The sequence below is a fragment of the Pseudomonas sp. GM24 genome (assembly GCF_000282235.1).
In the GTDB taxonomy this organism is placed as follows: Bacteria; Pseudomonadota; Gammaproteobacteria; order Pseudomonadales; family Pseudomonadaceae; genus Aquipseudomonas.
In genome coordinates, this window is sequence record NZ_AKJR01000157.1 from 14,991 (window position 1) to 37,583 (window position 22,593).

At 59.2% G+C, this 22,593-nt stretch carries 23 protein-coding genes; 12 read left to right on the forward strand and 11 right to left on the reverse strand.

Annotated elements, in window-relative coordinates:
* Positions 1–9: 9 nt before the first annotated feature.
* From PMI23_RS17795 to PMI23_RS17810, 4 genes are all read right to left on the reverse strand, one after another.
* On the reverse strand, positions 10–282 hold the full coding sequence (locus PMI23_RS17795; RefSeq protein WP_007910785.1) for a hypothetical protein: 273 nt from the start codon (positions 280–282) through the stop codon (positions 10–12).
* A 331-nt stretch (positions 283–613) separates the two neighbouring features.
* Complete coding sequence (locus tag PMI23_RS17800) at positions 614–1,294, reverse strand: SOS response-associated peptidase (RefSeq protein ID WP_007910787.1); 681 nt, start codon at positions 1,292–1,294, stop codon at positions 614–616.
* A 29-nt stretch (positions 1,295–1,323) separates the two neighbouring features.
* A complete protein-coding gene (locus PMI23_RS17805; protein ID WP_007910791.1) occupies positions 1,324–2,166 on the reverse strand; it encodes an ABC transporter permease in 843 nt (280 codons plus the stop codon).
* Positions 2,167–2,226: 60 nt separating this feature from the next.
* Positions 2,227–3,207: an aliphatic sulfonate ABC transporter substrate-binding protein gene (locus PMI23_RS17810; RefSeq protein ID WP_007910797.1), complete on the reverse strand. Its 981-nt coding sequence runs from the start codon at positions 3,205–3,207 to the stop codon at positions 2,227–2,229.
* Positions 3,208–3,501: 294 nt separating this feature from the next.
* Between PMI23_RS17810 and PMI23_RS17815 the strand changes: the two genes are divergently transcribed.
* From PMI23_RS17815 to PMI23_RS17825, 3 genes are all read left to right on the forward strand, one after another.
* Positions 3,502–4,449: an ABC transporter substrate-binding protein gene (locus tag PMI23_RS17815; protein WP_007910798.1), complete on the forward strand. Its 948-nt coding sequence runs from the start codon at positions 3,502–3,504 to the stop codon at positions 4,447–4,449.
* A gap of 131 nt (positions 4,450–4,580) precedes the next feature.
* The gene (locus PMI23_RS17820) at positions 4,581–5,480 is read left to right on the forward strand and encodes a polysaccharide deacetylase family protein (protein WP_007910799.1); all 900 of its coding nucleotides are present in this window, start codon (positions 4,581–4,583) and stop codon (positions 5,478–5,480) included.
* Positions 5,481–5,587: 107 nt separating this feature from the next.
* Positions 5,588–5,830, forward strand: a complete 243-nt coding sequence (locus tag PMI23_RS17825) for a DUF1652 domain-containing protein (protein WP_007910802.1) — start codon at positions 5,588–5,590, stop codon at positions 5,828–5,830.
* Between the two features lie 4 nt (positions 5,831–5,834).
* On the opposite strand, the gene PMI23_RS17830 is transcribed toward PMI23_RS17825, so the two are convergent.
* Complete coding sequence (locus tag PMI23_RS17830) at positions 5,835–6,197, reverse strand: NUDIX hydrolase (RefSeq protein WP_007910803.1); 363 nt, start codon at positions 6,195–6,197, stop codon at positions 5,835–5,837.
* A 225-nt stretch (positions 6,198–6,422) separates the two neighbouring features.
* Here PMI23_RS17830 and PMI23_RS17835 point away from each other — a divergent pair, with 225 nt between their 5' ends.
* The gene (locus PMI23_RS17835; RefSeq protein ID WP_007910804.1) at positions 6,423–6,620 is read left to right on the forward strand and encodes a hypothetical protein; all 198 of its coding nucleotides are present in this window, start codon (positions 6,423–6,425) and stop codon (positions 6,618–6,620) included.
* A gap of 66 nt (positions 6,621–6,686) precedes the next feature.
* On the opposite strand, the gene PMI23_RS17840 is transcribed toward PMI23_RS17835, so the two are convergent.
* Positions 6,687–6,926: a hypothetical protein gene (locus tag PMI23_RS17840; RefSeq protein ID WP_007910805.1), complete on the reverse strand. Its 240-nt coding sequence runs from the start codon at positions 6,924–6,926 to the stop codon at positions 6,687–6,689.
* Positions 6,927–7,111: 185 nt separating this feature from the next.
* Here PMI23_RS17840 and PMI23_RS17845 point away from each other — a divergent pair, with 185 nt between their 5' ends.
* Positions 7,112–7,447, forward strand: a complete 336-nt coding sequence (locus PMI23_RS17845) for a hypothetical protein (RefSeq protein ID WP_007910806.1) — start codon at positions 7,112–7,114, stop codon at positions 7,445–7,447.
* 200 nt (positions 7,448–7,647) lie between these two features.
* Positions 7,648–8,253 (forward strand): DUF6338 family protein, encoded by a 606-nt coding sequence (locus PMI23_RS17850; RefSeq protein WP_007910808.1) that lies wholly within the window; start codon positions 7,648–7,650, stop codon positions 8,251–8,253.
* A gap of 126 nt (positions 8,254–8,379) precedes the next feature.
* Here PMI23_RS17850 and PMI23_RS17855 read toward each other — a convergent pair whose 3' ends face one another.
* Positions 8,380–9,279: a LysR substrate-binding domain-containing protein gene (locus PMI23_RS17855; RefSeq protein WP_007910810.1), complete on the reverse strand. Its 900-nt coding sequence runs from the start codon at positions 9,277–9,279 to the stop codon at positions 8,380–8,382.
* A 117-nt stretch (positions 9,280–9,396) separates the two neighbouring features.
* Between PMI23_RS17855 and PMI23_RS17860 the strand changes: the two genes are divergently transcribed.
* The gene (locus PMI23_RS17860; protein WP_007910812.1) at positions 9,397–10,764 is read left to right on the forward strand and encodes an MFS transporter; all 1,368 of its coding nucleotides are present in this window, start codon (positions 9,397–9,399) and stop codon (positions 10,762–10,764) included.
* Positions 10,765–10,794: 30 nt separating this feature from the next.
* Positions 10,795–12,069, forward strand: a complete 1,275-nt coding sequence (locus tag PMI23_RS17865) for a glucarate dehydratase family protein (RefSeq protein ID WP_007910814.1) — start codon at positions 10,795–10,797, stop codon at positions 12,067–12,069.
* Between the two features lie 97 nt (positions 12,070–12,166).
* Here the strand turns inward: PMI23_RS17865 and PMI23_RS17870 are convergent, their stop codons facing one another.
* On the reverse strand, positions 12,167–13,051 hold the full coding sequence (locus PMI23_RS17870; RefSeq protein WP_042704979.1) for a LysR substrate-binding domain-containing protein: 885 nt from the start codon (positions 13,049–13,051) through the stop codon (positions 12,167–12,169).
* Positions 13,052–13,208: 157 nt separating this feature from the next.
* Here PMI23_RS17870 and ydiJ point away from each other — a divergent pair, with 157 nt between their 5' ends.
* On the forward strand, positions 13,209–16,235 hold the full coding sequence (gene ydiJ, locus PMI23_RS17875; RefSeq protein ID WP_007910819.1) for a D-2-hydroxyglutarate dehydrogenase YdiJ: 3,027 nt from the start codon (positions 13,209–13,211) through the stop codon (positions 16,233–16,235).
* On the opposite strand, the gene PMI23_RS17880 is transcribed toward ydiJ, so the two are convergent.
* The gene (locus PMI23_RS17880; protein WP_007910821.1) at positions 16,168–16,854 is read right to left on the reverse strand and encodes a paraquat-inducible protein A; all 687 of its coding nucleotides are present in this window, start codon (positions 16,852–16,854) and stop codon (positions 16,168–16,170) included. The genes ydiJ and PMI23_RS17880 overlap by 68 nt on opposite strands.
* Positions 16,851–17,447 (reverse strand): paraquat-inducible protein A, encoded by a 597-nt coding sequence (locus tag PMI23_RS17885; RefSeq protein ID WP_007910822.1) that lies wholly within the window; start codon positions 17,445–17,447, stop codon positions 16,851–16,853. Before PMI23_RS17885 ends, PMI23_RS17880 begins: the two co-directional genes overlap by 4 nt.
* A gap of 219 nt (positions 17,448–17,666) precedes the next feature.
* On the opposite strand from PMI23_RS17885, the gene PMI23_RS17890 reads away from it, so the two are divergent.
* Positions 17,667–18,836, forward strand: coding sequence for a DUF1624 domain-containing protein (locus PMI23_RS17890; protein ID WP_007910823.1), 1,170 nt, complete (start codon positions 17,667–17,669; stop codon positions 18,834–18,836).
* Between the two features lie 4 nt (positions 18,837–18,840).
* Here the strand turns inward: PMI23_RS17890 and PMI23_RS17895 are convergent, their stop codons facing one another.
* A complete protein-coding gene (locus PMI23_RS17895) occupies positions 18,841–19,731 on the reverse strand; it encodes a LysR family transcriptional regulator (RefSeq protein ID WP_007910824.1) in 891 nt (296 codons plus the stop codon).
* A 130-nt stretch (positions 19,732–19,861) separates the two neighbouring features.
* Here PMI23_RS17895 and PMI23_RS17900 point away from each other — a divergent pair, with 130 nt between their 5' ends.
* Both PMI23_RS17900 and PMI23_RS17905 read left to right on the forward strand, forming a co-directional pair.
* Positions 19,862–20,692 carry an oxidoreductase gene (locus PMI23_RS17900; protein WP_007910825.1) on the forward strand — a complete coding sequence of 277 codons (831 nt, stop codon included), beginning with the start codon at positions 19,862–19,864 and terminating at the stop codon, positions 20,690–20,692.
* Between the two features lie 132 nt (positions 20,693–20,824).
* Positions 20,825–22,369 carry an MFS transporter gene (locus tag PMI23_RS17905; protein ID WP_007910826.1) on the forward strand — a complete coding sequence of 515 codons (1,545 nt, stop codon included), beginning with the start codon at positions 20,825–20,827 and terminating at the stop codon, positions 22,367–22,369.
* Positions 22,370–22,593: the final 224 nt, after the last annotated feature.

The following is a 22,593-nucleotide window of genomic DNA, read 5'->3' on the forward strand; positions in this document are numbered from 1 at the left end:
TTTACGGTTTCAAAGATCGTCCAACTGCGTGAAATCGGGGTGTGTGGCCCGATATCCCAAGGTTCGATCAATCCACGCATTCAGCTCGTTGACCATCACCGGCGCGTGGCCGGGATACCCTTCAAGTGTGGTGCGCAGGACGCGTTCGATATCGGGTACGGCACGCAGGTTTCGGGTCTTGATGTAGTGGCCGATAAAACAGTCGAGTTCAAAGCGTTCTGTCATCGACAGATAAATACACTCCAGGTCGCTGACCTGTTTGATTGCAAAATCGTCGCGCAACTTATTTCTCTGCAAGGCTTGTAGACGTTAGGGGATTCCTGGTTTGTTGACTCTTTGGTCAACTGGTATACCAAATGGAAATGCGGCGCGCATGCTATCCGTAGTGCATCTAAATGTATGTATGACGGTTGAAATGTCAGACAGGCGGTTAGTTCATTCGAACGTGTGTTTTATGTGCGCCGTCTCAAAAATGAAACAGGGTTTGTAACGGCAGTGATTCGCTTTATGAGTTGCTAAAATTTGCAATGGGTTTATCTCATATAGCGCTGCGTCAAAAGATCGCAGCCTTCGACAGCTCCTACATTGATAGACGCGTGAAGTCGGCAAATGTTTAAGTCTGCTCAATAATCAAACTGGCCCCCTGATTGCGCACGTTACCGACGGCTTTGCCGACTTTGTACCACTCGAACACTTCGCTGCCTTCACCTTCGAACAGCAACATTTGCTCAGCGCGTTCAACGGGTGTCGCCGGGTCGAGCCATTCGCGCACCAACTCTGCGCGGAATACCACCGGTCGGCGATCGTGGACGTCGAGCAGGCCGCCGGCGGCGTCGGCGGTGATAATCACGAAACCGTCGTCATCCCGGGCCGCCGTTTCGGTTGTCGGAAATTGTCCGATGGCGGCGCAGAAAACCGCTGCATGATCCGCGCGACGAATCAGCCAGGGTTGCCGGGTTTTGTCGCCGCTGTCGACCCATTCAAACCAGTTGTCCACGGGCACAATCAAGCGATGTCGCCAGATCGCCCGGAAGAACGGACCATGGGCGACTTTCTCGACCCGGGCATTGATGGGGGGCGGGCGATCCTTGGCCCAATGCGGGCGCCAGCCCCAGCGCAGATTGTCGGCCTGCAGGTGCCGTCCTTGTTGATGCAGGACGGCCAGCGCGGTGGTCGGCGCCGCGTTATAGCGATCAAGCGGCGCATCGCCAACATGATTGATCAACGCGTCGGGAATGCTCAGCACCGCGACGAAGTCATGAATGCCTCGGTACTGCGAGAGTCTTCCGCACATGGGCTGAATCTCCGGTTGGAGATTTCAGCTTAGTCGCTGGCACCTTGGCCGGTGAACGTGTCGCGCCAGCTCAGCCAGCGGCGTTCGAGCATGGCCAGCAAGCCGTCGCTGAGTTTACCGAGCAAGGCGAGCACGATGATCGCAGCCAGCACGATGTCCGGCCGCGAGGTTTCCCGGCCGTCACTGAGCAGATAGCCCAGGCCCTTGGTGGCCGCGATCAACTCTGCTGCCACGAGAAACATCCACGCCAGACTCATGCCGCTGCGCAACCCGGTGAACAGGCCGGGCAGGGCAGCGGGCAGCAATATTCGTCGCACCAGTTGCAAGCGGCTGAAGCCATAGATGCGGCCGACTTCCACCAGTTTGCGATCAATGTTGCGAATGGCCGCGACCACGTTGATGTACACCGGAAAGAACGCGCCGATAGCGATCAAGACAATTTTCGAGGTCTCGTCGATGCCCAGCCACAACAGCAGCAGCGGCACCCAGGCCAGGCTCGGAATGGAACGCAGCGCTGCAAAAGTCGGTTCCAGATAGGCCTCGGCTTCGCGGCTCAAACCGACCCAGGCAGCAAACGCCAGCGCGAGACTGGCGCCAATGGCAAAACCCAGCAACACGCGAATCAGGCTGGCGCCGATGTGTTTCCACAGTGCGCCTTCAGCGAGGTCGGTGAGGGTCAGGGCGATCTCGCTCGGCGCCGGCATCTGGTAGGACGGCAGCCAGCCGATGCGTACGATAATTTCCAGGGCGATGATGATCAGCAGCGGCACGGCCAAGCCTTTGAAACGGCGCTGCCACGCCGGACTGAAACCCGCCGGGCGCTGGCGCGACACGGCAAGTGGCGCGGGCAAGTCTTTGCTGTGAGTGGTCATGGTTGAGCTCCGCTCACGACACATCCGCGACAGCAGCGGATGTGTCGTGAGACTGATCGATTACTGGTGGGCGACGGCTTGCTGCACGCCGCTGTCGAGCAATTGATCGATGACTTGATCGACATTCACCCCACGGCGCACCAGTTCCTCGGAGACCAGAATCGGCGCCGCTGCCTTGGAGGCACTGATGTCCTGTTGGGTCAGTTGCGGGCTGCTCAGATCGGTACGCGACAGTTGCAGCTTGGCTACGTCCAGTGGCAAGCCGGACTCTTTGGCGAGAAGGGCGGCGAACTCATCGGGATTTTTCAGCGCCCAGTCGCGGGCCTGTTCGTAGGCTTTGATCACGGTGTCGATGGTTTGCGGATGTTCTTTGGCGTATTGCTCGGTGACGCTGACCACGCCGTAACTGTTGAACGCCGGGTTGCGATAAAGCAGGCGCGAACCGGCCTGGACCTGACTGGCGGCCATGTGCGGATCGAGTCCGGCCCAGGCGTCAACATCGCCCTTTTCCAGCGCAGTGCGACCATCCGGGTGTTGCAGGTGGACCAGTTCCACGTCGTCTTTTTTCAGCCCGGCCTGTTGCAGGCTACGCAGGGTGAACAGATACGGGTCGGTACCTTTGGTGGCGGCGATCTTTTTGCCCTTGAGGTCGGCGATGGTCTGATATGGCGAGTCCTTGCGCACCACCAATGCTGTCCATTCGGCACGGCTGTAAACGTAGACCGATTTGATCGGGCTGCCGTTGGCGCGGCTCAGCACCGCGGCGAGGCTGGCGCTGGAAGCGAAATCCACGCCGCCACTGTTGAGGTATTCCAGCGAGCGGTTGCTGCCCTGGCTCAGTACCCAGCTGACCTTGGTCTGCGGCAAGGCTTTTTCGAGGAAGCCGAAGTGCTTGAGCACCAGGCTGACTGGCGAGTAATAGGCGTAGTCGAGATGCACTTCTGCCGGCGCGGTTTCAGCCGCGTGGGCGAGCGGTTGCAGGCTCAGTACCATGGCGCTGGCAGCCAGCAGGGTTTTGAGTCGAGGAAAGAACGATGTCATGGGGCGCTCCGGCAAAGGCACAGATTTCTTATGTCCAAAAAGATATTTTTATCGAATGCTTCCTGCATGAATGGAATATTGCAGGCTCTGTGCCATGTACTTGAAAGCGCCGTTTTAAAAGGGCTTGAGGGGATGTTGCAGGATTCCAGCTGTTGCTTGAGCAACACTGTGATTCGTCACTGTTGCCAAGCAAACAGCCGTGATCAACGGTGATGAGCTTATGCGTTAATCGAATTTCAAAACCAGGAAATCACAGCGTTATGGTCTATGCAATTTCCCTTTGCAGGTCAGCCCATGAAGCTTTCTCGTTTCCTGCGCAGTGCGCTAATCACCGCACTGTTTGCCTCGCCGCTTTCCCATGCAGATGAGCCATTGGTCCTGCATGTCGGCGATCAGAACTACTACAACATCCGTGCATCGGTGGAGGCCTCCGGCGTGTTGAAAGACGCGCCTTATACCGTCGACTGGAAACACTTCCAGGCCGCTGCACCTTTGGCGGAAGCCTTGCAAACCGGCTCGCTGGATCTGGGCTTTTTGGGCGATTCCGGTTTTCTGTTTCTGGCCGCCAAGCAGGCGCCGGTAAAGCTGATCGGCGTTTCGCGGCAAAACCCGGACACCATCGCGCTGCTGGTGCCGAAGGATTCGCCGGTAAAAACCATCGCCGACCTGAAGGGCAAGAAAGTTGCCTACTGGCCCGGCGCCTGGAGTCAGCAGTTGACCTTGCGCGCCCTGGAGCAGGGCGGTCTGCCGGAAAACTACGTCGATTTCGTCAAGTTGATGCCGATTGATGCCGCCGCAGCCCTGCCACAGGGCAGCATCGACGCCTTCCCGGTGTGGGAACCGTACATTTCCCAGCAGATCGTGTTCTCCGGCGCACGGCCGATCCTGACCGCAAAAAATCTGATGCCGGGGCTCAGTGCAATCGCTGCGTCGACGCCGTCGATCGACAGCAAACGTGCGGCCATTGCGGATTTTCTCGGTCGTTTGAAACAGGCACGGGCGTGGGTTGATAGTCATACGGATGAGTACGCCGATCTGTGGGCGAAGAAAGCCAATCTCGATCAGCAGGTGTCGCGCCACTGGTTACGTCAGGCGCACATGACGGTTGGACCGGTCGATACGCAAGCGGCGACGGACCTGCAAAGCACCGCCGACTTCCTGTTCAAAGTCAAAGCGCTGCCGGCACCGTTGGCCACCGCCGGGATTATCGACACGTCTTTTCAACAGGCATTGGCGCACTGAGCGAGCGCCGGAACCAAACCCTGTGTACCTTATCCAACCTCCGCTCGTGTATCGGAGCGCAAGGATGGATAAGGGCGAGGGAGTTTTGCCAATCGACAACATGACGGCCGTCGCCGTGCTCAAGGCAAAACATGACATCCGGATTCAAGTTTCTCTGTGCAGCGCTCATCGCCCTCGGGTTGGCCGGTTGTATCGCCGCCCCGATAGAAATGACTGCGCAAACCGAATCACGCCTGAAAACCCAGGCACCGGTGCGCTTTCTGTTGACGTTTGACGATGGCCCCAGTGCATCCAGTTTCTGGAATCCGTCGGCGACGGTGCTCGACAGCCTCAAGGACAATCCGCTGTTGCCGAATATCAAAGCGGTGTTCTTCGTGCAGACGCGCGCGCCACGAGCGGGCAACAGTGACATCGGTCGCGCCATCATGCGGCGTGAGCATGACGAGGGGCACGTACTGGCGTTTCACACGGCCACTCACTGGCACACCAATCATCGCTTGCTCGACCCGCAAGAACTCGAAGAGTCACTGACCAACGGCACGGCTGATATCGCAGCCATCACCGGGGCGCCGCCGACGTTGCTGCGCCCGCCGTTCTGGAATTACGACAAACGCACCTTCGCCGCCTATCAACAGCACGGTTTGCACGTGTTGCTGACGGATTTAAGTGCCAACGACGGCAAGATCTGGGGCTTCAATGCCAGCCCCCGGCGTCGGGCAAACATGCTGCGGCAGTTATCGGAAGTCCGTGAACGTATTGCCCTCGGCGAGTTGCCGACTGTGGACGGGGTGATTCCGGTGGTGGTGACGTTTCATGATCTCAACCGCTATACCGCGCGGCACACGCGCGAATACCTGCAGATTCTGCTCGATAGCGCCGCCGCGACAGGCGTGAAGCTGGCGGACAAGCCTTTCTACGATGATCACGCCGAACTGGAGAAAGCTGCGCTGGCGCGTACCGTGGATAAAAGCTCGGAGCCAGTGAATTTGCCGGGAATGTGGAACTGGATTTGGGATCACGATGCGCACTGAGGGCAGGGTGGAAAGTTGTGATCGGGTTGGCATTTTGTATCGGGCGGGGCACACATTGCTCATCTATGCTCAACCAGTCGATCGACCCGCCTGCGAGGCGTTCACTCATGCTTGCCATTGACGATATCTGCCGGATTGTCGAATCCGGCTTTCCTGCGTTCAAGTGCGATTGCATTCCGAGTTCGCAAGGCCTTTTGCAAATCAAGGTGTACGAGCCGGACAGCGGACGCGTCGAATTACTGTTGAATGGCGTTTCCCCGGAGCACCTCGTCACGATCCGTGACATTTCCAATTTCATCGGTGAATTACGCACCGAAATGAGCGCTGGTCGTCGAGCCTTCGCCGGCTAATGCCTCATAAACGCCGTTGGAACGCTTGAACGATGCGCAGCGTCGCCTCGCTGGTGTGCAGATTGCGCACTGAATCCAGCGGATGCCAGATGCAATCGATGATCTCGTTTTGCGGGCGCACTTGCTCAAAGTCCGGCACGGACGCCTCGTAGACATGGTGCTGCGTGCTGCCGCTGTGCAGTTCCATCAGGTACAGCACGGCGTCGGCATCCAGGCCGGTTTCTTCCTGTAATTCACGTACGGCGGCCTGCGCTCGCGTTTCTCCGGGCTCGACCTTGCCACCGGGCAATGTCCAGCGGCAGTGGGGTTTGCGTACCAGGAGAACGTGGCGATCCTGCTCGCATATAACGGTTGCGCGTACTTTCATCTGTTACCTGTTTACCGCTTGTCACAAAATAGAAATAAAACTGCAATATTTGAGCCGAAGCCTGCGGCAAAGGTTTCATTGAAGTTTGGAGCGTTCGCAGCGGCGAAAAGTGCCGACACCGTGACTGTCGCGGCTTGCGACACTCGGTCGGTATTTCGTGCGAATCAAGGTGTAAGGTAAAAGCGTGAAGCTGGATCTGACCGTTAGCAAAAAATGGAGGTGTCCATGAGCATGCCGATGTTGAACAAGATGCACATGAACGGCTATGACGTGCTTAGCGTGAACAATGGCCCATGGCGGGTTTGTACTCAGGGCGATCGGCTGGCGTCGTTTGGCAGCCGGGAGGAAGCGCTGGCCTACGCCGCCGCCCTGCCTGGCTACAAAAAACGCTCGGCGCGCGCGCAAAGTCACAAAACCCACTGACAGGCTGGCTGTAATGAAAGAGCCCCGGCAATTGTCGGGGCTTCTGTTTTTTGGGGGGAGAGTGGCTTAGTGGACCTTGGTCCGGCTGATGGCGCGGGCTTTCACTTCCCTGGCATAGAGTTGCAGCCGTTCTTCATCGCTTTGCAGCACCTCACAGGATCTCAGCACGCTTTGCGCATCTGCCTCATTGCCGGATTTGCGCAGTTGTTCTGCGATACGTTTCAGGTCGACCGCCGACCATCTCAAGTCCGATGCAACGCTTTGCAGGTCGCGTTGAAGTTCGTGTTCGTATTCATTGAGCCGCATGATCACCTCCAGAACATTCTCGGTAGAAAAGAGTAGTCGCATTTTTCGTCGATGGGCAAAGCCTGTTCGTCAGCACGCTGAACGGTTGTGAAAAGTTGTGCAGATTGCGCCGAGGGCGCGGTGCCACGATGGATGTAGCGCCGCTTACACGCTACATTCACTTTTTTTCAGATCAGGAATACACCATGCGGATATGGATCGGGAGTCTGGCGTTGACCCTGTTGGCAGGCTGCTCGTTGCCGGCGTCGCTGGTGCCGGGTGAGCCGAATATCAGCAAAACCAGCGCCAAGTCGCCCAAAGACTATGCTGCGTGTTTATTACCGTTGTGGCAGAAGGATGTAGCCAAGACTTATCAGACATCGATTTCCAACGGCTACCGCATCACCGCGCCGAGCATCATCACGGCGGACGAGATTCTCGACATCGTCAAATACAAGGACGGCAGCCGGGTTTCGTTGTATCAGGGCCCGCCTTGGGCCAAGTCCGGGTCGTTGCGCCAATCGGTGCGTGACTGCCTGTAACGACGCCTGCAGGGGCAAAAAAAGCAGAAGCCGTATCGTCGGTTTCTGCTTTTTTTTGGCTGCCTGGAGGCTGAAAGGTGTGGATTTGATTCGCGAAATGAACGGTGACAGTTGCGCACGAAGGGTTTTTTCCGTGTGCACTAGGCTTTTAAGGGGCGGTCGATAGTCAGATCGGCCGGTCTTTCAAGGAGTCGCGGATCATGGATGATCTGGTCAAAGAAGTTATCCCGTTGTTGCAGTACTTGATTCCCGGGTTTTTGTCGGCGTGGATTTTTTACTCGCTGACGGCGTTCAAGCGACCGGATACGTTCGGGCAGATTGTGCAGGCGCTGATTTTCACGTTTGTGATTCAGGGAGCAGTTTGGGGAATTGGCTCTTTGTGTTTGTGGGTGGGTTCGAAAGGCTTTTCTGTAGGACGTTGGGATGCCAAGGCCGAAACGATATGGGCATTCGTTGTGTCGGTGACGCTCGGGTTGCTGTCCTGCTACCTGGCCACGAATGACAAATTGCATGGCTGGTTACGCAGTCGAAATGTCACGAAACAAACTTCCTACCCCAGCGAATGGTTCAGCGTTTTTGCCCAACATCATCGTCTGGTCACGCTACATTTGAACGATGAAAGGCGCGTTTTTGGCTGGCCGGTGGAGTGGCCGCCGGAGTCCAGCAGTGGCCAGTTCGTCATGCAAAATCCCTGTTGGCTGGATGCCGAAGGGGCAGAAGTGCCTTTTGGCGCTGAGTTTTTGCTGATAGATTCCGGGAAGGTCAAGTGGGTCGAATTCGGCCCGAAATCGGAGGTTTCTTTATGACAGCCAGAGCACCGCAACCAATGCCGGAATGGGTAGCGCGTCGCTACACGAAAGATGGCAAGCCAGTGGCAAATGCGCAGCCCAAGGCACCCAGTGCTCCACCACCTCTGAAGAACTAGTATTTCTTCAGCCCCAACCCTCAGCCACCGCCCGGCGAATTGCTTCCAGCAACATCGCGAACGCCGGGTTGTCGTTGTTCTCCCGCCAGATCAGATGCAGCTCGCTCTGCACGCCTTCGCCCAGATCGATATCGCGAAACACCACATTCTTGAACACCACACTGGTGGCGCAGCGCGGTACCAACGCCAGGCCCATGCCCGCATTCACCAGTGCCAGAATCGTCAGTGATGAACCCAGCCACTGCACGTAATCCGGCGCGACCCGAGCTGAGCGCAGCATTCCGGTGAGCAATTCGTTGAATGGCGGATACGCGGCATGGGAGTACATCAGGAACGGTTGTTTATCCAGATCACTGACCGCCACTTCAGCCGCCGACGCCAATGGGTGTCCGCTCGGCACCGCCAGTACAAACGGTTCACGCACCAGGCATTCAGTCGCGTAGCCAGGCTCCAATAGCGGCGCACGGGCGATGCCCAAATCGATGCGTCGCGCGCGCAGGGCTTCGTGCTGCTGGTAAGTGTTCATCTCCGTCAGATCGATTTTCACCTGCGGCTGTTTCAGTCGCGCCTCGGCGATCACCTTGGGCAAAAACTCATACACCGCGCTGCCGACAAAACTGATGTTCACCGAACCAATGTCGCCTTCGGCAAACCGCCGGGCGGTGACTGCCGCTTGCTGCGCGCGTTCCAGCAGGTTCTGGGCTTCGATGAAAAAAGCACGGCCGGCGGCGGTCAGCGCGACGCTGCGGGTGCTGCGGGTGAACAGCTCGACGCCGAGGTGATGTTCGAGCAACTGGATCTGCCGGCTCAGCGGCGGCTGCGTCATGTTCAGCCGTTCGGCGGCGCGGCGAAAGTTGAGTTCGGTAGCGACGGTGGTGAAGCAGCGCAGTTGGGTCAGTTCGAACATTGATCTAATCCGGGTATCAATCGAATGCCAAGTTAGATTAGACGGGATCAATGACCCCGTCCATGATCGGCTCAACGCTTCACGCCATCCCTAAAAAAACAAGATCGGGAGTCGCCCTTGAAAACCCTCCAGAGTCCGCTGGACGTCACGGTGCTCGCCCGTGCCGCCGCCAAGGTCAAGCGCCACGTGCTGCCGCTGTTCGTGGTGATGTTCATCGTCAACTACATCGATCGGGTCAACATCGGTTTTGTGCGCAGTCACCTGGAGACCGATCTGGGCATCGGCGCTGCGGCTTATGGTCTCGGCGCCGGTTTGTTCTTTATCGGTTATGCGCTTTTCGAAGTGCCGTCCAACATGCTCCTGCAACGTTACGGCGCGCGGGTCTGGCTGACGCGGATCATGTTCACCTGGGGTGCCGCTGCCATGGCCATGGCGTTCGTCAGAGGTGAAACCAGTTTCTATGTGCTGCGCTTTATTCTCGGCGCGGCGGAGGCGGGGTTCTTTCCGGGGATCATTTATTACTTCACCCAGTGGCTGCCGGCTTCCGAGCGCGGCAAGACCATGGCAGTGTTTCTCAGCGGTTCGGCGATTGCTTCGGTGATCTCCGGCCCGGTGTCCGGTGCGCTGCTGCATATCAGCGGTCTGGGCCTGCATGGCTGGCAGTGGATGTTCCTGATCGAAGGCGCGGCGTCGGTGGTGCTATGCGCATTCGTATGGTTCTGGCTGCAATCGCATCCGCGTCAGGCCAAGTGGTTGAGCGAAGAGGAACGCGAAGCGCTGGTGGCGGCGATTGCCGAGGAGCAGCGCGCTCGTGAGGCGGTACAGGTAGCCAAGCCGTCGATGTTCAAGTTGTTGGCGGACCGGCAGATTGCGCTGTTCTGCTTCATCTACTTTTCCATTGCCCTGACCATTTACGGCGCGACGTTCTGGCTGCCGAGCATGATCAAGAAAATGGGCAATCTCGGCGACTTTCAGGTTGGCCTGCTTAATTCGATCCCATGGATCATTTCGATTGTCGCCATGTACGGTTTTGCGGCGATGGCCGGCAAGTGGAAATTCCAGCAGGCGTGGGTGGCGTTGACGCTGGTGATCGCGGCGATCGGCATGTTCATGTCGACCATTGGCGGGCCGATCTTCGCCTTCGTTGCCATCTGTTTCGCCGCCATCGGCTTCAAGGCTGCGTCGGCGTTGTTCTGGCCGATTCCGCAAAGCTATCTGGATGCGCGTATCGCCGCTGCGGTGATCGCGCTGATCAACTCCATCGGCAACCTCGGCGGCTTCGTTGCGCCGACGGCGTTCGGCTTCCTCGAAGAAACCACTGGCTCCATTGAGGGCGGACTGTATGGCCTGGCGGCGACGTCGCTGATCGCTGCGGTGGTGATCTTTTTCGCCCGCACCGCGCCGGGTGCCAAGGGTAAATCCCTGGCAAAGCCCCATGACGAGACCGCCGTTGTTGTGACGGCCAGCCCGGCCGCGAGCCATTGAATTGATTGTTGATCTGTCAGGAGCGTTATCTTGAAAATCACCCGCGTAACTGTGACCCCGATTGCCTTCCGTGATCCGCCGCTGCTCAACGCCAGCGGCATTCATGAACCCTTCGCCTTGCGCTCGATCATCGAGATCGAAAGCGACAACGGCTACATCGGCCTCGGCGAAAGTTATGGCGATGCCCCGGCGCTGGCGATCCAGCAGCAATTGCAGGCGCAACTGATCGGCCTCGACCCGTTCAATCTCAACCAGTTGCGCGCCATCGTCCAGGCGACCGTTGCCGCGAACAAACCTGCCAGTCTCGCCGGTGCCGAACTGGCCCCCGGTTCCCACGCCAGTAAAGCGGTGAGCAATGCCTATTCGGCGTTCGAAGTGGCTTTCCTCGATTTGCAGGCGCATTACCTGAATGTGCCGCTGGTGGACCTGCTCGGCGGCGCGATTCGCGATGAGGTACCGTTCAGCGCCTATCTGTTCTTCAAGTACGCGCAGCATGTCGATTCGCCCTATAAACCGGACAACTGGGGCGAAGCACTCAGCGAACAACAGATTGTTGCGCAAGCTGCGCGGATGATCGAGGCGTACGGCTTCAAGAGCATCAAGCTCAAGGCCGGTACGTTGCCGCCGGAGCATGAAGTGGCGTGCATCAAGGCGCTGAAAAAAGCCTTTCCCGGCTACCCGCTGCGCATCGATCCGAATGGCAACTGGTCACTGGAAACCTCGATTCGCATGGCCGAATTGCTCGGCGATGATCTGCAATATTACGAAGACCCGACCCCGGGCCTCGACGGCATGGCCAAACTGCACAAGCGCACTGGTCTGCCGCTGGCGACCAACATGGTGGTCACCGATTTCGCCGAGTTCCGTCGCAGCGTTGCACAGAACAGCGTGCAGATCGTCCTTGCTGACCATCATTACTGGGGCGGCCTGCGCGACACGCAAACGCTGGCGAAGATGTGCGATGTATTCGGCGTTGGCGTGTCGATGCATTCCAATTCGCACCTGGGCATCAGCCTGATGGCGATGGCGCATGTCGCGGCGGCGGTGCCGAATCTGGATTACGCCTGTGACACCCATTACCCGTGGCAGGAACCGGACGAAGAAGTGATCAAGGGCGGCAAACTGCCGATTGTCGATGGCTGCGTGAAGATCACCCGGGCGCCGGGGCTTGGGCTGGAACTGGACCATGATCAGTTGGGCAAGCTGCATGATCAGTACCTGACGTGCGGGATTCGCCAGCGTGATGATGTGCGGCAGATGCAGCGTTACAAGCCGGATTGGAGGGCGATCAAGCCGAGATTTTGAGGTGTCTGAATTGACGCCATCGCGAGCAGGCTCACTCCTACAGGGAAACGCATTCCAACTGTAGGAGTGAGCCTGCTCGCGATTGGCGTCCTCACGGTTACAACGTTTCTAGCAGCCAATCCCGAAACGCTTTCAGCGATGGCAAATTCTCATTGCGCGGCGGATATACCAGGTAATAGCTGCGGCGACTGGTAATTGGTTCACCCAGTTGCAGCAGTTCACCATTCAACAACTCATCTTCGACCAGAATTCGCGGCACCAGCCCCACGCCAATATTGGCCCGCACCGCTTGAATCAAGTGCGAGGTCATTTCAAAACTCGGGCCGATGCGCATGCTGCGGTGCGGCAAGCCGTGATGACTGAACCACTCCGCCCAGGCCTGAGCATTGCTGCTGACATTGAGCAGCAGTTGCCCGGCGATGTGCTGTTGGGCGTCATCGCGTTCGGCGTCGGACAACTGCGCACTGGCGATCACTACCAATTCTTCGGTATGCAGGGGCAGGGCAGTCAATCCCGGCCAGTCCCCGCCGCCAACACAGATCGCCGCATCGATTTCGCTGGTATCGAAGTCGATTGCTTCGATCCGCGAATGCAAATGCACGGTCATGCCCGGATGCGCGGTGTAGAAATCCTTTAGCCGTGGCAGCAACCATTTCGAACCGAAGGTCGGCAGCGTCGCCAGGCGCAAACTGTGAATGCCCGAACCAAATGCCATGGCCTGCAACGTCGCGCTGCGAATCTGCCCAAGCGCTTCGGCGAGTTCGCGCTGATACATGCGCCCGACATCGGTCAGTACCACTTGCCGGCCTTCGCGGCTGAACAAACGCATGCCGAGCATCTTCTCGAGAATCTGCACCTGACGGCTGACCGCACTCTGCGTCAGCGACAGTTCATGGGCGGCGCGTGTGTAGCTTTCGTGGCGGGCGGCGGCCTCGAAAGCCAGCAATAACGACATGGAAGGGGTGAGCGTGCGCGGATTCATTCGTAAAAGTCATCAATAGCGGGTCGAATTTACGGTTGTCCCGGCGTTCGCCAGCAATGAACATGGGCACCATGAGATGGCGGAGCCTGACGCAATCATTCGTTGCGTACAACTGTTCACCGCCACACGGCCCGATTTGACCGAGATAACCTGACCGATGATTGCCCAGCTGTCCCCCGCGAAAGTCCTGACCAGCGATTACCAACAATTCCTCAACGCCCTGAAGAACAGCGGTTTTCGCGGTGAAATCAGCGCCGATTACGCCAGCCGCGTGGTGCTGGCGACCGACAACTCGATCTACCAGCGCCTGCCGCAAGCGGCGGTGTTTCCGATGGATGCCGATGACGTGGCACGGGTCGCACGACTGATCGCCGAACCGGCGTACCAGCAAGTGGTGATCACCCCGCGCGGCGGTGGCACCGGCACCAACGGCCAATCGCTGACCGATGGCATCGTCGTCGATCTGTCGCGGCACATGAACCGCATCCTCGAAATCAATGTTGAGGAACGCTGGGTGCGCGTGCAGGCCGGGGTGGTCAAGGATCAGCTCAACGCTGCGCTGAAATCCGCCGGGCTGTTTTTCGCCCCGGAACTGTCGACCTCCAACCGCGCCACCGTCGGCGGCATGATCAATACCGACGCCAGCGGTCAGGGCAGTTGCACCTACGGCAAGACCCGCGACCATGTGCTCGAACTCGATATGGTCCTGCGCGGTGGCGAGCGCCTGCACGGTTTGCCCCTTGAGGAAACTGAGCTTGAAGCGCTGTGTGCCCGCGACGATCGCGTCGGTGAAGTCTACCGCTGTGCCCGGCAAATCATTGATGAGCAGGGTGAACTGATCAAAGAGCGTTTCCCCGATCTCAACCGCTGCCTGACCGGTTATGACCTGGCGCATCTGCGTGAGGCGGACAACCGTTTCAACCTCAACAGCGTGCTGTGCGGTGCTGAAGGCTCGCTGGGGTTTGTCGTCGAGGCGCGTCTGAACGTGTTGCCGATCCCCAAACACACGATGTTGGTGAACATCCGCTACGCCGGGTTCATGGACGCGTTGCGCGACGCCCGCGCCTTGATGGCGCTCAAACCGTTGTCGATCGAAACCGTCGACTCGAAAGTCTTGCTGCTGGCGATGCAGGACATTGTCTGGCACGGAGTCGCCGAGTATTTCCCGGAAAGCGCCGAGCGCCCGACCTTGGGCATCAATCTGGTGGAGTTCTGCGGCGACGATCCGGAGGATTTGCAGCGCCGGGTCGAAGCATTCGTCGAACACTTGAGCAGCGACCGCACGGTTGAGCGTTTGGGCCACACGCTGGCGGTCGGCCACGCAGCGGTGAACAAAGTCTACGGCATGCGCAAACGTGCGGTAGGCCTGCTCGGCAACGTCGCCGGTGAAGCGCGCCCGCAGCCGTTTGTCGAAGACACTGCGGTGCCGCCGCAGCACCTGGCCGAGTACATCGCCGAGTTACGCGACCTGCTCGACAGCCACGGTTTGCAGTACGGCATGTTCGGTCACGTCGACGCGGGCGTGCTGCACGTGCGGCCGATTCTCGACATGAAAGACCCGCAGCAAGCGGCGCTGGTGCGTCCGGTATCCGACGGCGTTGCGGCACTGACCCAACGTTACGGCGGCCTGTTGTGGGGCGAGCATGGCAAAGGCTTGCGCTCGGAATACGCGCCGGCATTTTTCGGTGAGCTGTATCCGGCCCTGCAAGCCTTGAAAGCCGCGTTCGACCCGTTCAACCAGTTCAACCCGGGCAAAATTGCCACCCCGGCGAACACCGGCGCGGCGCTGCTGAAAATCGACGAAGTGACTTTGCGCGGTGAACTGGATCGGCAGATCGACGAAAAAGTCTGGCAGGACTACGGCGCCGCCATGCATTGCAACGGCAACGGCGCCTGCTACAACTTCGACCCTGACGATGCGATGTGCCCGTCTTGGAAAGCCACCCGCGAGCGTGCGCAATCGCCCAAGGGCCGCGCCTCGTTGATTCGCGAGTGGCTGCGTTTGCAGGGCGAGGCGGGTGTCGACGTGTTGTCCGATGCCATTCGCAAACCGGCGTTTTTCAGCACCTTGTGGCAGCGCTGGCGCAACAGCCGTACGCAGGCCGAAGACTTCTCCCATGAAGTCTACGACGCCATGGCCGGCTGCCTGGCGTGCAAATCCTGCGCAGGGCAGTGCCCGGTGAAGGTCAATGTGCCGGAGTTTCGTTCGCGCTTTCTCGAGCTGTATCACAGCCGTTATCTGCGTCCGGCGCGCGATTATCTGATTGCTTCGCTGGAATACAGCATTCCGTACATGGCGCGGATTCCGGCGCTGTACAACGGCTTGATGGGCGCTTCATTTGTTCGCAGCAGCTTGGAACGGGTCGGTGGCATGATCGACGTGCCGTTACTCAGTCGTTTTGATTTCCATGCGGCGATGCGCCGTTGGCAGGTGCAACCGGCGACGGTGTCGAGTCTGTCGGCGCTGACCGAGGCGCAACGCGAGCGCAGCGTGGTCATCGTGCAGGACGCCTTTACGCGCTACTTCGAAGCGCCACTGTTGGCCGATCTGGTCGAGCTGATTTCGCGCCTTGGCTATCAGGTGTATCTCGCACCGTTCAGCGCCAACGGCAAGCCATTGCATGTGCAGGGCTTCCTCTCGGCGTTCAACCGCGCGGCACTGCGCAATGCCCGACAGTTGCGCGAATTGGCCGATGTGGGCGTGCCGTTGTTGGGCCTCGATCCGGCGATGACGCTGGTGTATCGCCAGGAATACCTGAAAGTCCCCGGTATGCAGCAATGCCCGGAAGTGGCGCTGGTGCAGGAGTGGTTGCTCAAGGTGATGCCGGAGCAGGCGGCGCAGGATAAAACCGTAACGTTCCGACTGCTCGCCCATTGCACCGAGAAAACCAACGCCCCGGCCGCGACCCGACAGTGGGAACAGGTGTTCGAACGCGCAGGATTGAAGCTGGCCACCCAGGCCACCGGTTGCTGCGGCATGTCCGGCACTTACGGCCACGAGGCGCGCAATCGCCAGACCTCGGCGGTGATCTACGAGCAGTCGTGGGCCCGTCAGGTCGACGCGCCGGCGGAGCAGGGCGAAGCACTGGCGACCGGTTATTCCTGCCGCAGTCAGGTCAAGCGCCAGTCGGATCAGGCACTGCGTCATCCGTTGCAGGTGTTGCTTGAGGTTCAGCGTCGCTGAGGGTGTCGCCCGTGTCCTTGTCCCAGATCAGGCGCGGATCGAAACTCATCGCCGCGAGCATGGTAAACACCACGACCAGGCCGAAAAACAGAATGCCCGGTCGTGGTTCGATATCGCCCAGCGCCTGAAACTTCACCAATGCTGCGACTAGCGCCACCACCAGCACGTCGAGCATCGACCAATAGCCGATCAGCTCGACGAAGCGGTACAGCTTCGAACGTTCTTTGCGCGCCCAGGCGCTGTCGCGTTGTACGGTCATCAGCAGCAGCGTGAGGGCGACGAACTTGACTCCCGGCACGGCGATACTGGCGATGAAAATGATCAGGGCGATGTCCCACGCGCCGTGCTCCCAGAACTCCAGCACGCCGCTCATGATCGTGCTGTCGGCGCCGCTGCCGAGCATGGTGGTGTTCATCACCGGCAGCAGATTGGCCGGCACGTAAAACGCCAGCGCCGCGAGCATGTAGGCCCAGGTACGAGTCAGTGAGTTGGTCTTGCGTCGGTGCAGCGGCGCGTCGCAACGCGGACATTCATGCGGCTCGTCGGTCATGTCGCAGGCCAGTCCGCAGCTGTGGCACAAGCACAGATTGAGTTCGCTGGCGGTCGGTGGCCGTTTCATAAAATGTCCCAGAGGTCGCGGATGTCGCGGCCGGCAATCCTGATCATCATCAAGCTCAGCACGGCCAGCGCGAACAGGCCGATGCCGGGCAACACGTCGAGCAACCCGGCCAGTTTGAACACCGCCACCATCGCCCCCAGCAGGCACACTTCGAGCATGCTCCACGGCCGCAGGGTTTCCAGCCAGCGCATGCACAGCTTGAAGCCCGGCGCGCGTCGGGAGGACAGGGCGAAACTCAGCACCCAGACCAGCAGCACCAGTTGAAACGCCGGGGCAATGATGATCGAAATCGCCGCGACCATCGCCATGAAGGTAATCGGTCCCTGACTCAGCGCCAGCACCGAATCCCACAGCGTCGCACTGTTTTTCAGGCCTTTGAGGCTGATGCTCATCACCGGATAGAAGTTGGCGAACAGCCACAGCATCGCCGCCGTGAATGTCAGGGCCAAACGCTGTTCGACGCTCAGACCGTTGAAACGCTGGAGGACGCCGCCGCAGCGCACGCACAAGGTTTTCTGGTGTTTGGCCAGCACGGCTTTTTCGTACACGCAGTCGCAGTGCTCGCAAATGATCAGGTGTTCGGTGTTGACCATGGACAACGCTCGACAGCAGGCCGCAAGGGCAAGGGAGACCTGATCACTATAGAAGCCTGAGGCTATTGGGCAAATGGCGCGGCGCGATCAGCTGGGTTTTTTCCGAATATCGCGGTCGATCCGGGTTTGGATTTTGTTTTTTGATGTTATAAGGTAACGCAAATTTTAAGGGGTAGCCCTTGTGGCCCCTGTTGTTTTCCTTTCGATTGCGAAACGCTTATGACGATTGTGCTCCCTCGTTCTGCCCCATTGACCACTGGCCGGCTGCTGTCCATTGACGCCCTCAGAGGCTTGGTGATTCTGTTCATGCTGCTGGATCACGTGCGCGAAACCTTTTTGCTGCACCGCCAGGTCAGTGACCCGATGGACATTGCCAGCACCGAGCCGGCACTGTTTTTCAGCCGCACTCTGGCGCATCTGTGCGCGCCGGTGTTTGTCTTGCTGACCGGGTTGTCGGCGTGGTTGTTCGGTGAAAAGTACGCGGGCAAGGCCGATGTCAGTGCGTTTCTGTTCAAGCGCGGTCTGTTTCTGGTGGTGCTGGAATTCACGCTGGTGAACTTCGCATGGACGTTCCAGTTGCCGCCGAGCGTGATTTATCTGCAAGTGATCTGGGCGATCGGCTTGAGCATGATCGCCTTGTCGCTCCTGGTCTGGCTGCCGCGCTGGCTGTTGCTGACGTTGAGCCTGATGATCATTGCCGGGCACAACCTGCTCGACGCCGTGCATTTTCCAGTGGAGTCGGCGCTGCATGTGCCGTGGGCGATTTTGCATGATCGCGGCTGGATCGACGTCAGCGACAACCTGCGTTTGCGTACCTCCTATCCGTTGTTGCCGTGGATTGGTGTGATCGGTCTCGGTTATGCACTGGGGCCGTGGTTTGCTCGCGGCGTTGAAGCGGGGTTTCGTCAACAGCATCTGCTGATTGCGGGTAGCGCCGGACTGCTGGGTTTTGTCGGGTTGCGGTTGATCAACGGTTATGGCGAGAAACCATGGGCCGTGGGCGACACGCTGCTGCAAACCCTGATGAGTTTTTTCAACATCACCAAGTACCCACCGTCGTTGCTGTTTATCGCACTGACGGTGAGCGTCGGGCTGTTGCTGCTACTGGCGTTCGAGCGGTTACAGGATCGTCGCTGGATTCGCTGGCTAACCGTTTTCGGTTCGGCACCGATGTTTTTCTACCTGCTGCATCTGTACGCGTTGAAGGTGTTGTACCTGATCGGCGTGGCCCTGTTCGGGCTGAATCAGGGCAGCTATTTCGGTTTTTCGTCCGTCTCGGCGATCTGGCTGGCGGCCGTTTTTCTGGCGATTGCGCTGTTCCCGGCGGTGCGCTGGTTCTCGGCGTTGAAGGCCCGTCGCCGTGACATCGCCTGGCTGAAGTATCTGTAAACGTCTAGCGCCGGTTGCGCACGAAGTCGATAAACGCTTTGAGCGCTGCCGGCACATGACGCCGGCTCGGGTAGTACAGGTGCAGACCCGGATACCAGGGGCACCAGTCAGCCAGTACTTGCAGCAGCCGCCCGCTGGCCAGGTGTTCGCTGACCATGTCTTCGAACACATAAGCCAGACCAAGCCCTTGCAGCGCGGGCCCGACCATCAGGCTGACATCGCCGAGGGTCAGCGGGCCGTTGACTTCGATTTCCTGGGCAATGCCACCGCGCTCAAGCTCCCAGCGGTACATCGAACCGCTGGGGTAGCGGTGGCGGATGCACGGCAGTCCGTGCAGGTCCTCGGGTTTTTGCGGTGCCGCGTAGCGTTCGAAAAACGCCGGTGAGCCGACCACCACTGAACGCATTGTCGGGCCAATCGGCAGCGACACCATGTCGGCCTCCAGGCGATCGCCGAAGCGCACCCCGGCATCGAATCCATTGGCGACGATATCCAGCAGCGCATCGCTCTCGACCACTTCCAGACGAATGTCCGGATACACCTGCAAAAACTCACTGGCAATCGGCAGCAACACCAATTCGCAGGCTTGCCGCCCGCAGGTGATGCGCAAATTACCCGAGGGTTTGTCGCGGAAATGGTTGAGATCTTCCAGCGCATCGTCGATGTCGCGAAAGGCCGGTTTCAATCGCGCGTACAGGCGCTCGCCAGCCTCGGTCAACGCCACGCTGCGGGTGGTGCGATTGAACAGACGCACGCCCAGGCGATTTTCCAGCGCCTTCACTGAATGGCTAAGAGCGGAGGGGCTCAGGCCGAGTTCGATGGCCGCTTTGCTGAAGTTCAGGTGCTGCGCGGTGCACAGGAAAACGCTGAGATCCGCCGCCGAAGGTGATTTCATCTGTGAATGCCTTTCACAAAGTCATGCAAAATTGTTGGGATTATCGCATCAGTAACATGGCTTTAAAGTCGCTTCAACTTATCAAACAGGCCCGGCACCCATGTCAGGGTTTCTAACAGGAGAAGTTGTTATGCGTACCTGGTTCATTACTGGCGCTTCCCGTGGTTTTGGCATTCTCATCGCCGAGCAGGCCCTGCGTTCCGGTGACGCGGTCATCGCTACCGCGCGCAACCCGCAAGACATCACCGAGCGCCTCGGCGAGCAACCGAACCTGCTGGCGTTGCGTCTCGACGTCACCCGTGAAGACGAAGCGCACCAAGCGGTTGCTGAAGGAATCAAGCGTTTTGGCCGTATCGATGTGCTGATCAACAACGCCGGTTTTGGTGTGCTCGGCGCCGTCGAAGAAACCAGCGCCAGCGAGACCGAGCGCTTGTTCGCGACCAATGTGTTCGGCCTGCTCAACGTCACCCGCGCGGTGTTGCCGCATATGCGGGCGCAACGCAGTGGTCGGGTGATCAACATCTCGTCGATCGGTGGTTATCAGGCGTACATGGGCTGGGGCGTTTACGGCTCGACCAAATTTGCCGTCGAAGGCATCACCGAAGCGTTGCATCAGGAACTGGCGCCGCTGGGCATTCAAGCCACGGTGGTCGAGCCGGGTTTCTTTCGCACGGATTTCCTTGATGAGCAGTCCCTGATCAAAACCCGGCTTGAGCTGGCGGACTATGACGAAACCGTTGGCAAGATGCGTGCGTTTGCCGAGGCGGCCAATCATGCACAACCGGGTGATCCGCTGAAGTTTGCCGAGGCGATGCTGGCGCTGGTCAATGCACCGAACCCGCCGCAACGCCTGGCGCTGGGCAGTGACACGGTGGCGCGGATCGAGGCGAAGAATCGGTTGGTGGCGCAGGAGTTGGCCGAGTGGAATGAGCTGGCGCTGTCTACCGATTTCGCTAACTGAACGCCGGAGCTGTGAGAGCGAGGCTGCTCGCTCTCATCTTTTTCGTGCGCAAACTTCGGTGGATTTTTCTGTGTATTTCGCGCCTTATTCGCTGCGCAGCGCAGCTTTGTGATTTCTCAAAGGATGGAACGAATGATTTCTATGACTCAGCCGCACGGAGCGCGCGACAAGTTGCTCATACTCGCGGCCGTGTGCCTCTCGGCTCTGGTCCTGCCCCTCAGTTTTACCGGCGGTGCGGTGGCGACACCAGCCATTGGTCGCGATCTGGGCGGCAGCCCGGTGGCGCTGACCTGGATCACCAACGCGTTCATGTTGACGTTCGGCAGTTTGCTGATGGCCGCCGGCGCATTGGCTGATGTTTACGGACGCAAACGCCTGTTCACCTTCGGCATGTTGCTGTTCACCGCTGCCTCGTTTGCGCAGAGTCTGGCGCCGTCGGTGTTCTGGCTGGATGTGTTGCGCGCCGTACAAGGTGTGGCTGGGGCGGCGGCGCTGGCCAGCGGTTCGGCGGCGTTGGCGCAAGAGTTCGAAGGGCATGCCCGGACTCGCGCGTACAGCGTGCTTGGCACGACGTTCGGCATTGGTCTGGCATTCGGGCCGTTGGTGGCGGGTGCGCTGATCGAGGCTTTCAACTGGCGGGCGATTTTTGTCTTTACCGCGTTGATCGGCATGATTGCGATGGTCTTCGGTCTGCCGCGCATGCGCGAAACCCGCGACCCCGATGCCAAGGGGCTGGACTGGCCGGGCACGCTGCTGTTCAGCGCAATGCTGGCGTTGTTCACGTTTGGCCTGATCCAGGCGCCGGACAGTGGTTGGGACAGTCCTTTGGTGATCACTTTATTAGGCGCTTCGGCGTTGTTGCTGGCAGCTTTTGTGATCGTCGAAACGCGTGTCGAACGGCCGATGCTCGATCTGACCCTGTTCCGTTATCCGCGATTCATTGGCGTGCAGATGCTGCCGATCGGCACGTGTTTCTGCTACATCGTGCTGGTGGTGATGTTGCCGCTGCGCTTCATCGGCGTTGAGGGCTTGAGCGAAATCGATGCCGGTCTGCTGCTACTGGCGTTGTCCGCACCGATGCTGGTGGTGCCGATGCTGGCGGCCTCGCTGGCGCGTTTTGTTTCCGCTGGCATCTTGTCTGGCGCGGGGTTCCTGATTGCTGCCGTGGGCCTGCATTGGCTGAGTCTGTACAACGTCGGTGACGCGAAATTTGCGCTGGTGGTGCCGATGCTGCTGATCGGCATTGGCGCCGGTTTGCCGTGGGGGCTGATGGATGGTTTGTCGGTCAGTGTCGTGCCAAAAGAGCGCGCAGGCATGGCGGCGGGCATCTTCAGCACCGTGCGAGTGGCGGGTGAGGGGATTGCATTGGCGATTGTCGCGGCGATGCTGGCGTCATTGCTTCACGCTGATCTGTCGAGTGCCGTACACGCGGTGACAGGCAGTGCCGAGGCGTCGCTGATTGCCGAGACCGCGCACCGGGTGACCACGGGTGATATGGCGCATGCGATCAATACTGTTCCGGGGCTGGCCAACGGGCGTCTGGTGGAAGGGTATGCGTCAGCGTTCCAGTATCTGCTGCACATCCTGACGGTCATCACGCTGGTGTCGGCGGCGGTGGTGCTGGGTTTGTTGAGCAAGGATCGCAGCGTCACAGAGCCACAACAGGCTGCCGCATAAACCCAATGTGGGAGCGAGCCTGCTCGCGAAAGCGGACTATCAGTTGGCATAAACCTCGACAGATGCACCGCGATCGCTGGCAAGCCAGCTCCCACAGGGTTTCAGGGTGTCTGCAGCATCAGTGGTTACACCGCAGTCATTGTGGGAGCTGGCTTGCCAGCGATGGGGCCGGTGCATTCAGCATCTTCATCGCTTGATGCACCGCTATCGCGAGCAGGCTCGCT

Excerpts from the sequence above, each read along its gene's own strand:
- PMI23_RS17800 (WP_007910787.1), bottom strand. The coding sequence starts at position 1,294 with ATGTGCGGAAGACTCTCGCAGTACCGAGGCATTCATGACTTCGTCGCG.
- PMI23_RS17805 (WP_007910791.1), bottom strand. The coding sequence starts at position 2,166 with ATGACCACTCACAGCAAAGACTTGCCCGCGCCACTTGCCGTGTCGCGC.
- PMI23_RS17810 (WP_007910797.1), bottom strand. The coding sequence starts at position 3,207 with ATGACATCGTTCTTTCCTCGACTCAAAACCCTGCTGGCTGCCAGCGCC.
- PMI23_RS17815 (WP_007910798.1), top strand. The coding sequence starts at position 3,502 with ATGAAGCTTTCTCGTTTCCTGCGCAGTGCGCTAATCACCGCACTGTTT.
- PMI23_RS17820 (WP_007910799.1), top strand. The coding sequence starts at position 4,581 with ATGACATCCGGATTCAAGTTTCTCTGTGCAGCGCTCATCGCCCTCGGG.
- PMI23_RS17825 (WP_007910802.1), top strand. The coding sequence starts at position 5,588 with ATGCTTGCCATTGACGATATCTGCCGGATTGTCGAATCCGGCTTTCCT.
- PMI23_RS17830 (WP_007910803.1), bottom strand. The coding sequence starts at position 6,197 with ATGAAAGTACGCGCAACCGTTATATGCGAGCAGGATCGCCACGTTCTC.
- PMI23_RS17835 (WP_007910804.1), top strand. The coding sequence starts at position 6,423 with ATGAGCATGCCGATGTTGAACAAGATGCACATGAACGGCTATGACGTG.
- PMI23_RS17840 (WP_007910805.1), bottom strand. The coding sequence starts at position 6,926 with ATGCGGCTCAATGAATACGAACACGAACTTCAACGCGACCTGCAAAGC.
- PMI23_RS17845 (WP_007910806.1), top strand. The coding sequence starts at position 7,112 with ATGCGGATATGGATCGGGAGTCTGGCGTTGACCCTGTTGGCAGGCTGC.
- PMI23_RS17850 (WP_007910808.1), top strand. The coding sequence starts at position 7,648 with ATGGATGATCTGGTCAAAGAAGTTATCCCGTTGTTGCAGTACTTGATT.
- PMI23_RS17855 (WP_007910810.1), bottom strand. The coding sequence starts at position 9,279 with ATGTTCGAACTGACCCAACTGCGCTGCTTCACCACCGTCGCTACCGAA.
- PMI23_RS17870 (WP_042704979.1), bottom strand. The coding sequence starts at position 13,051 with ATGAATCCGCGCACGCTCACCCCTTCCATGTCGTTATTGCTGGCTTTC.
- ydiJ (WP_007910819.1), top strand. The coding sequence starts at position 13,209 with ATGATTGCCCAGCTGTCCCCCGCGAAAGTCCTGACCAGCGATTACCAA.
- PMI23_RS17880 (WP_007910821.1), bottom strand. The coding sequence starts at position 16,854 with ATGAAACGGCCACCGACCGCCAGCGAACTCAATCTGTGCTTGTGCCAC.
- PMI23_RS17885 (WP_007910822.1), bottom strand. The coding sequence starts at position 17,447 with ATGGTCAACACCGAACACCTGATCATTTGCGAGCACTGCGACTGCGTG.
- PMI23_RS17890 (WP_007910823.1), top strand. The coding sequence starts at position 17,667 with ATGACGATTGTGCTCCCTCGTTCTGCCCCATTGACCACTGGCCGGCTG.
- PMI23_RS17895 (WP_007910824.1), bottom strand. The coding sequence starts at position 19,731 with ATGAAATCACCTTCGGCGGCGGATCTCAGCGTTTTCCTGTGCACCGCG.
- PMI23_RS17900 (WP_007910825.1), top strand. The coding sequence starts at position 19,862 with ATGCGTACCTGGTTCATTACTGGCGCTTCCCGTGGTTTTGGCATTCTC.
- PMI23_RS17905 (WP_007910826.1), top strand. The coding sequence starts at position 20,825 with ATGATTTCTATGACTCAGCCGCACGGAGCGCGCGACAAGTTGCTCATA.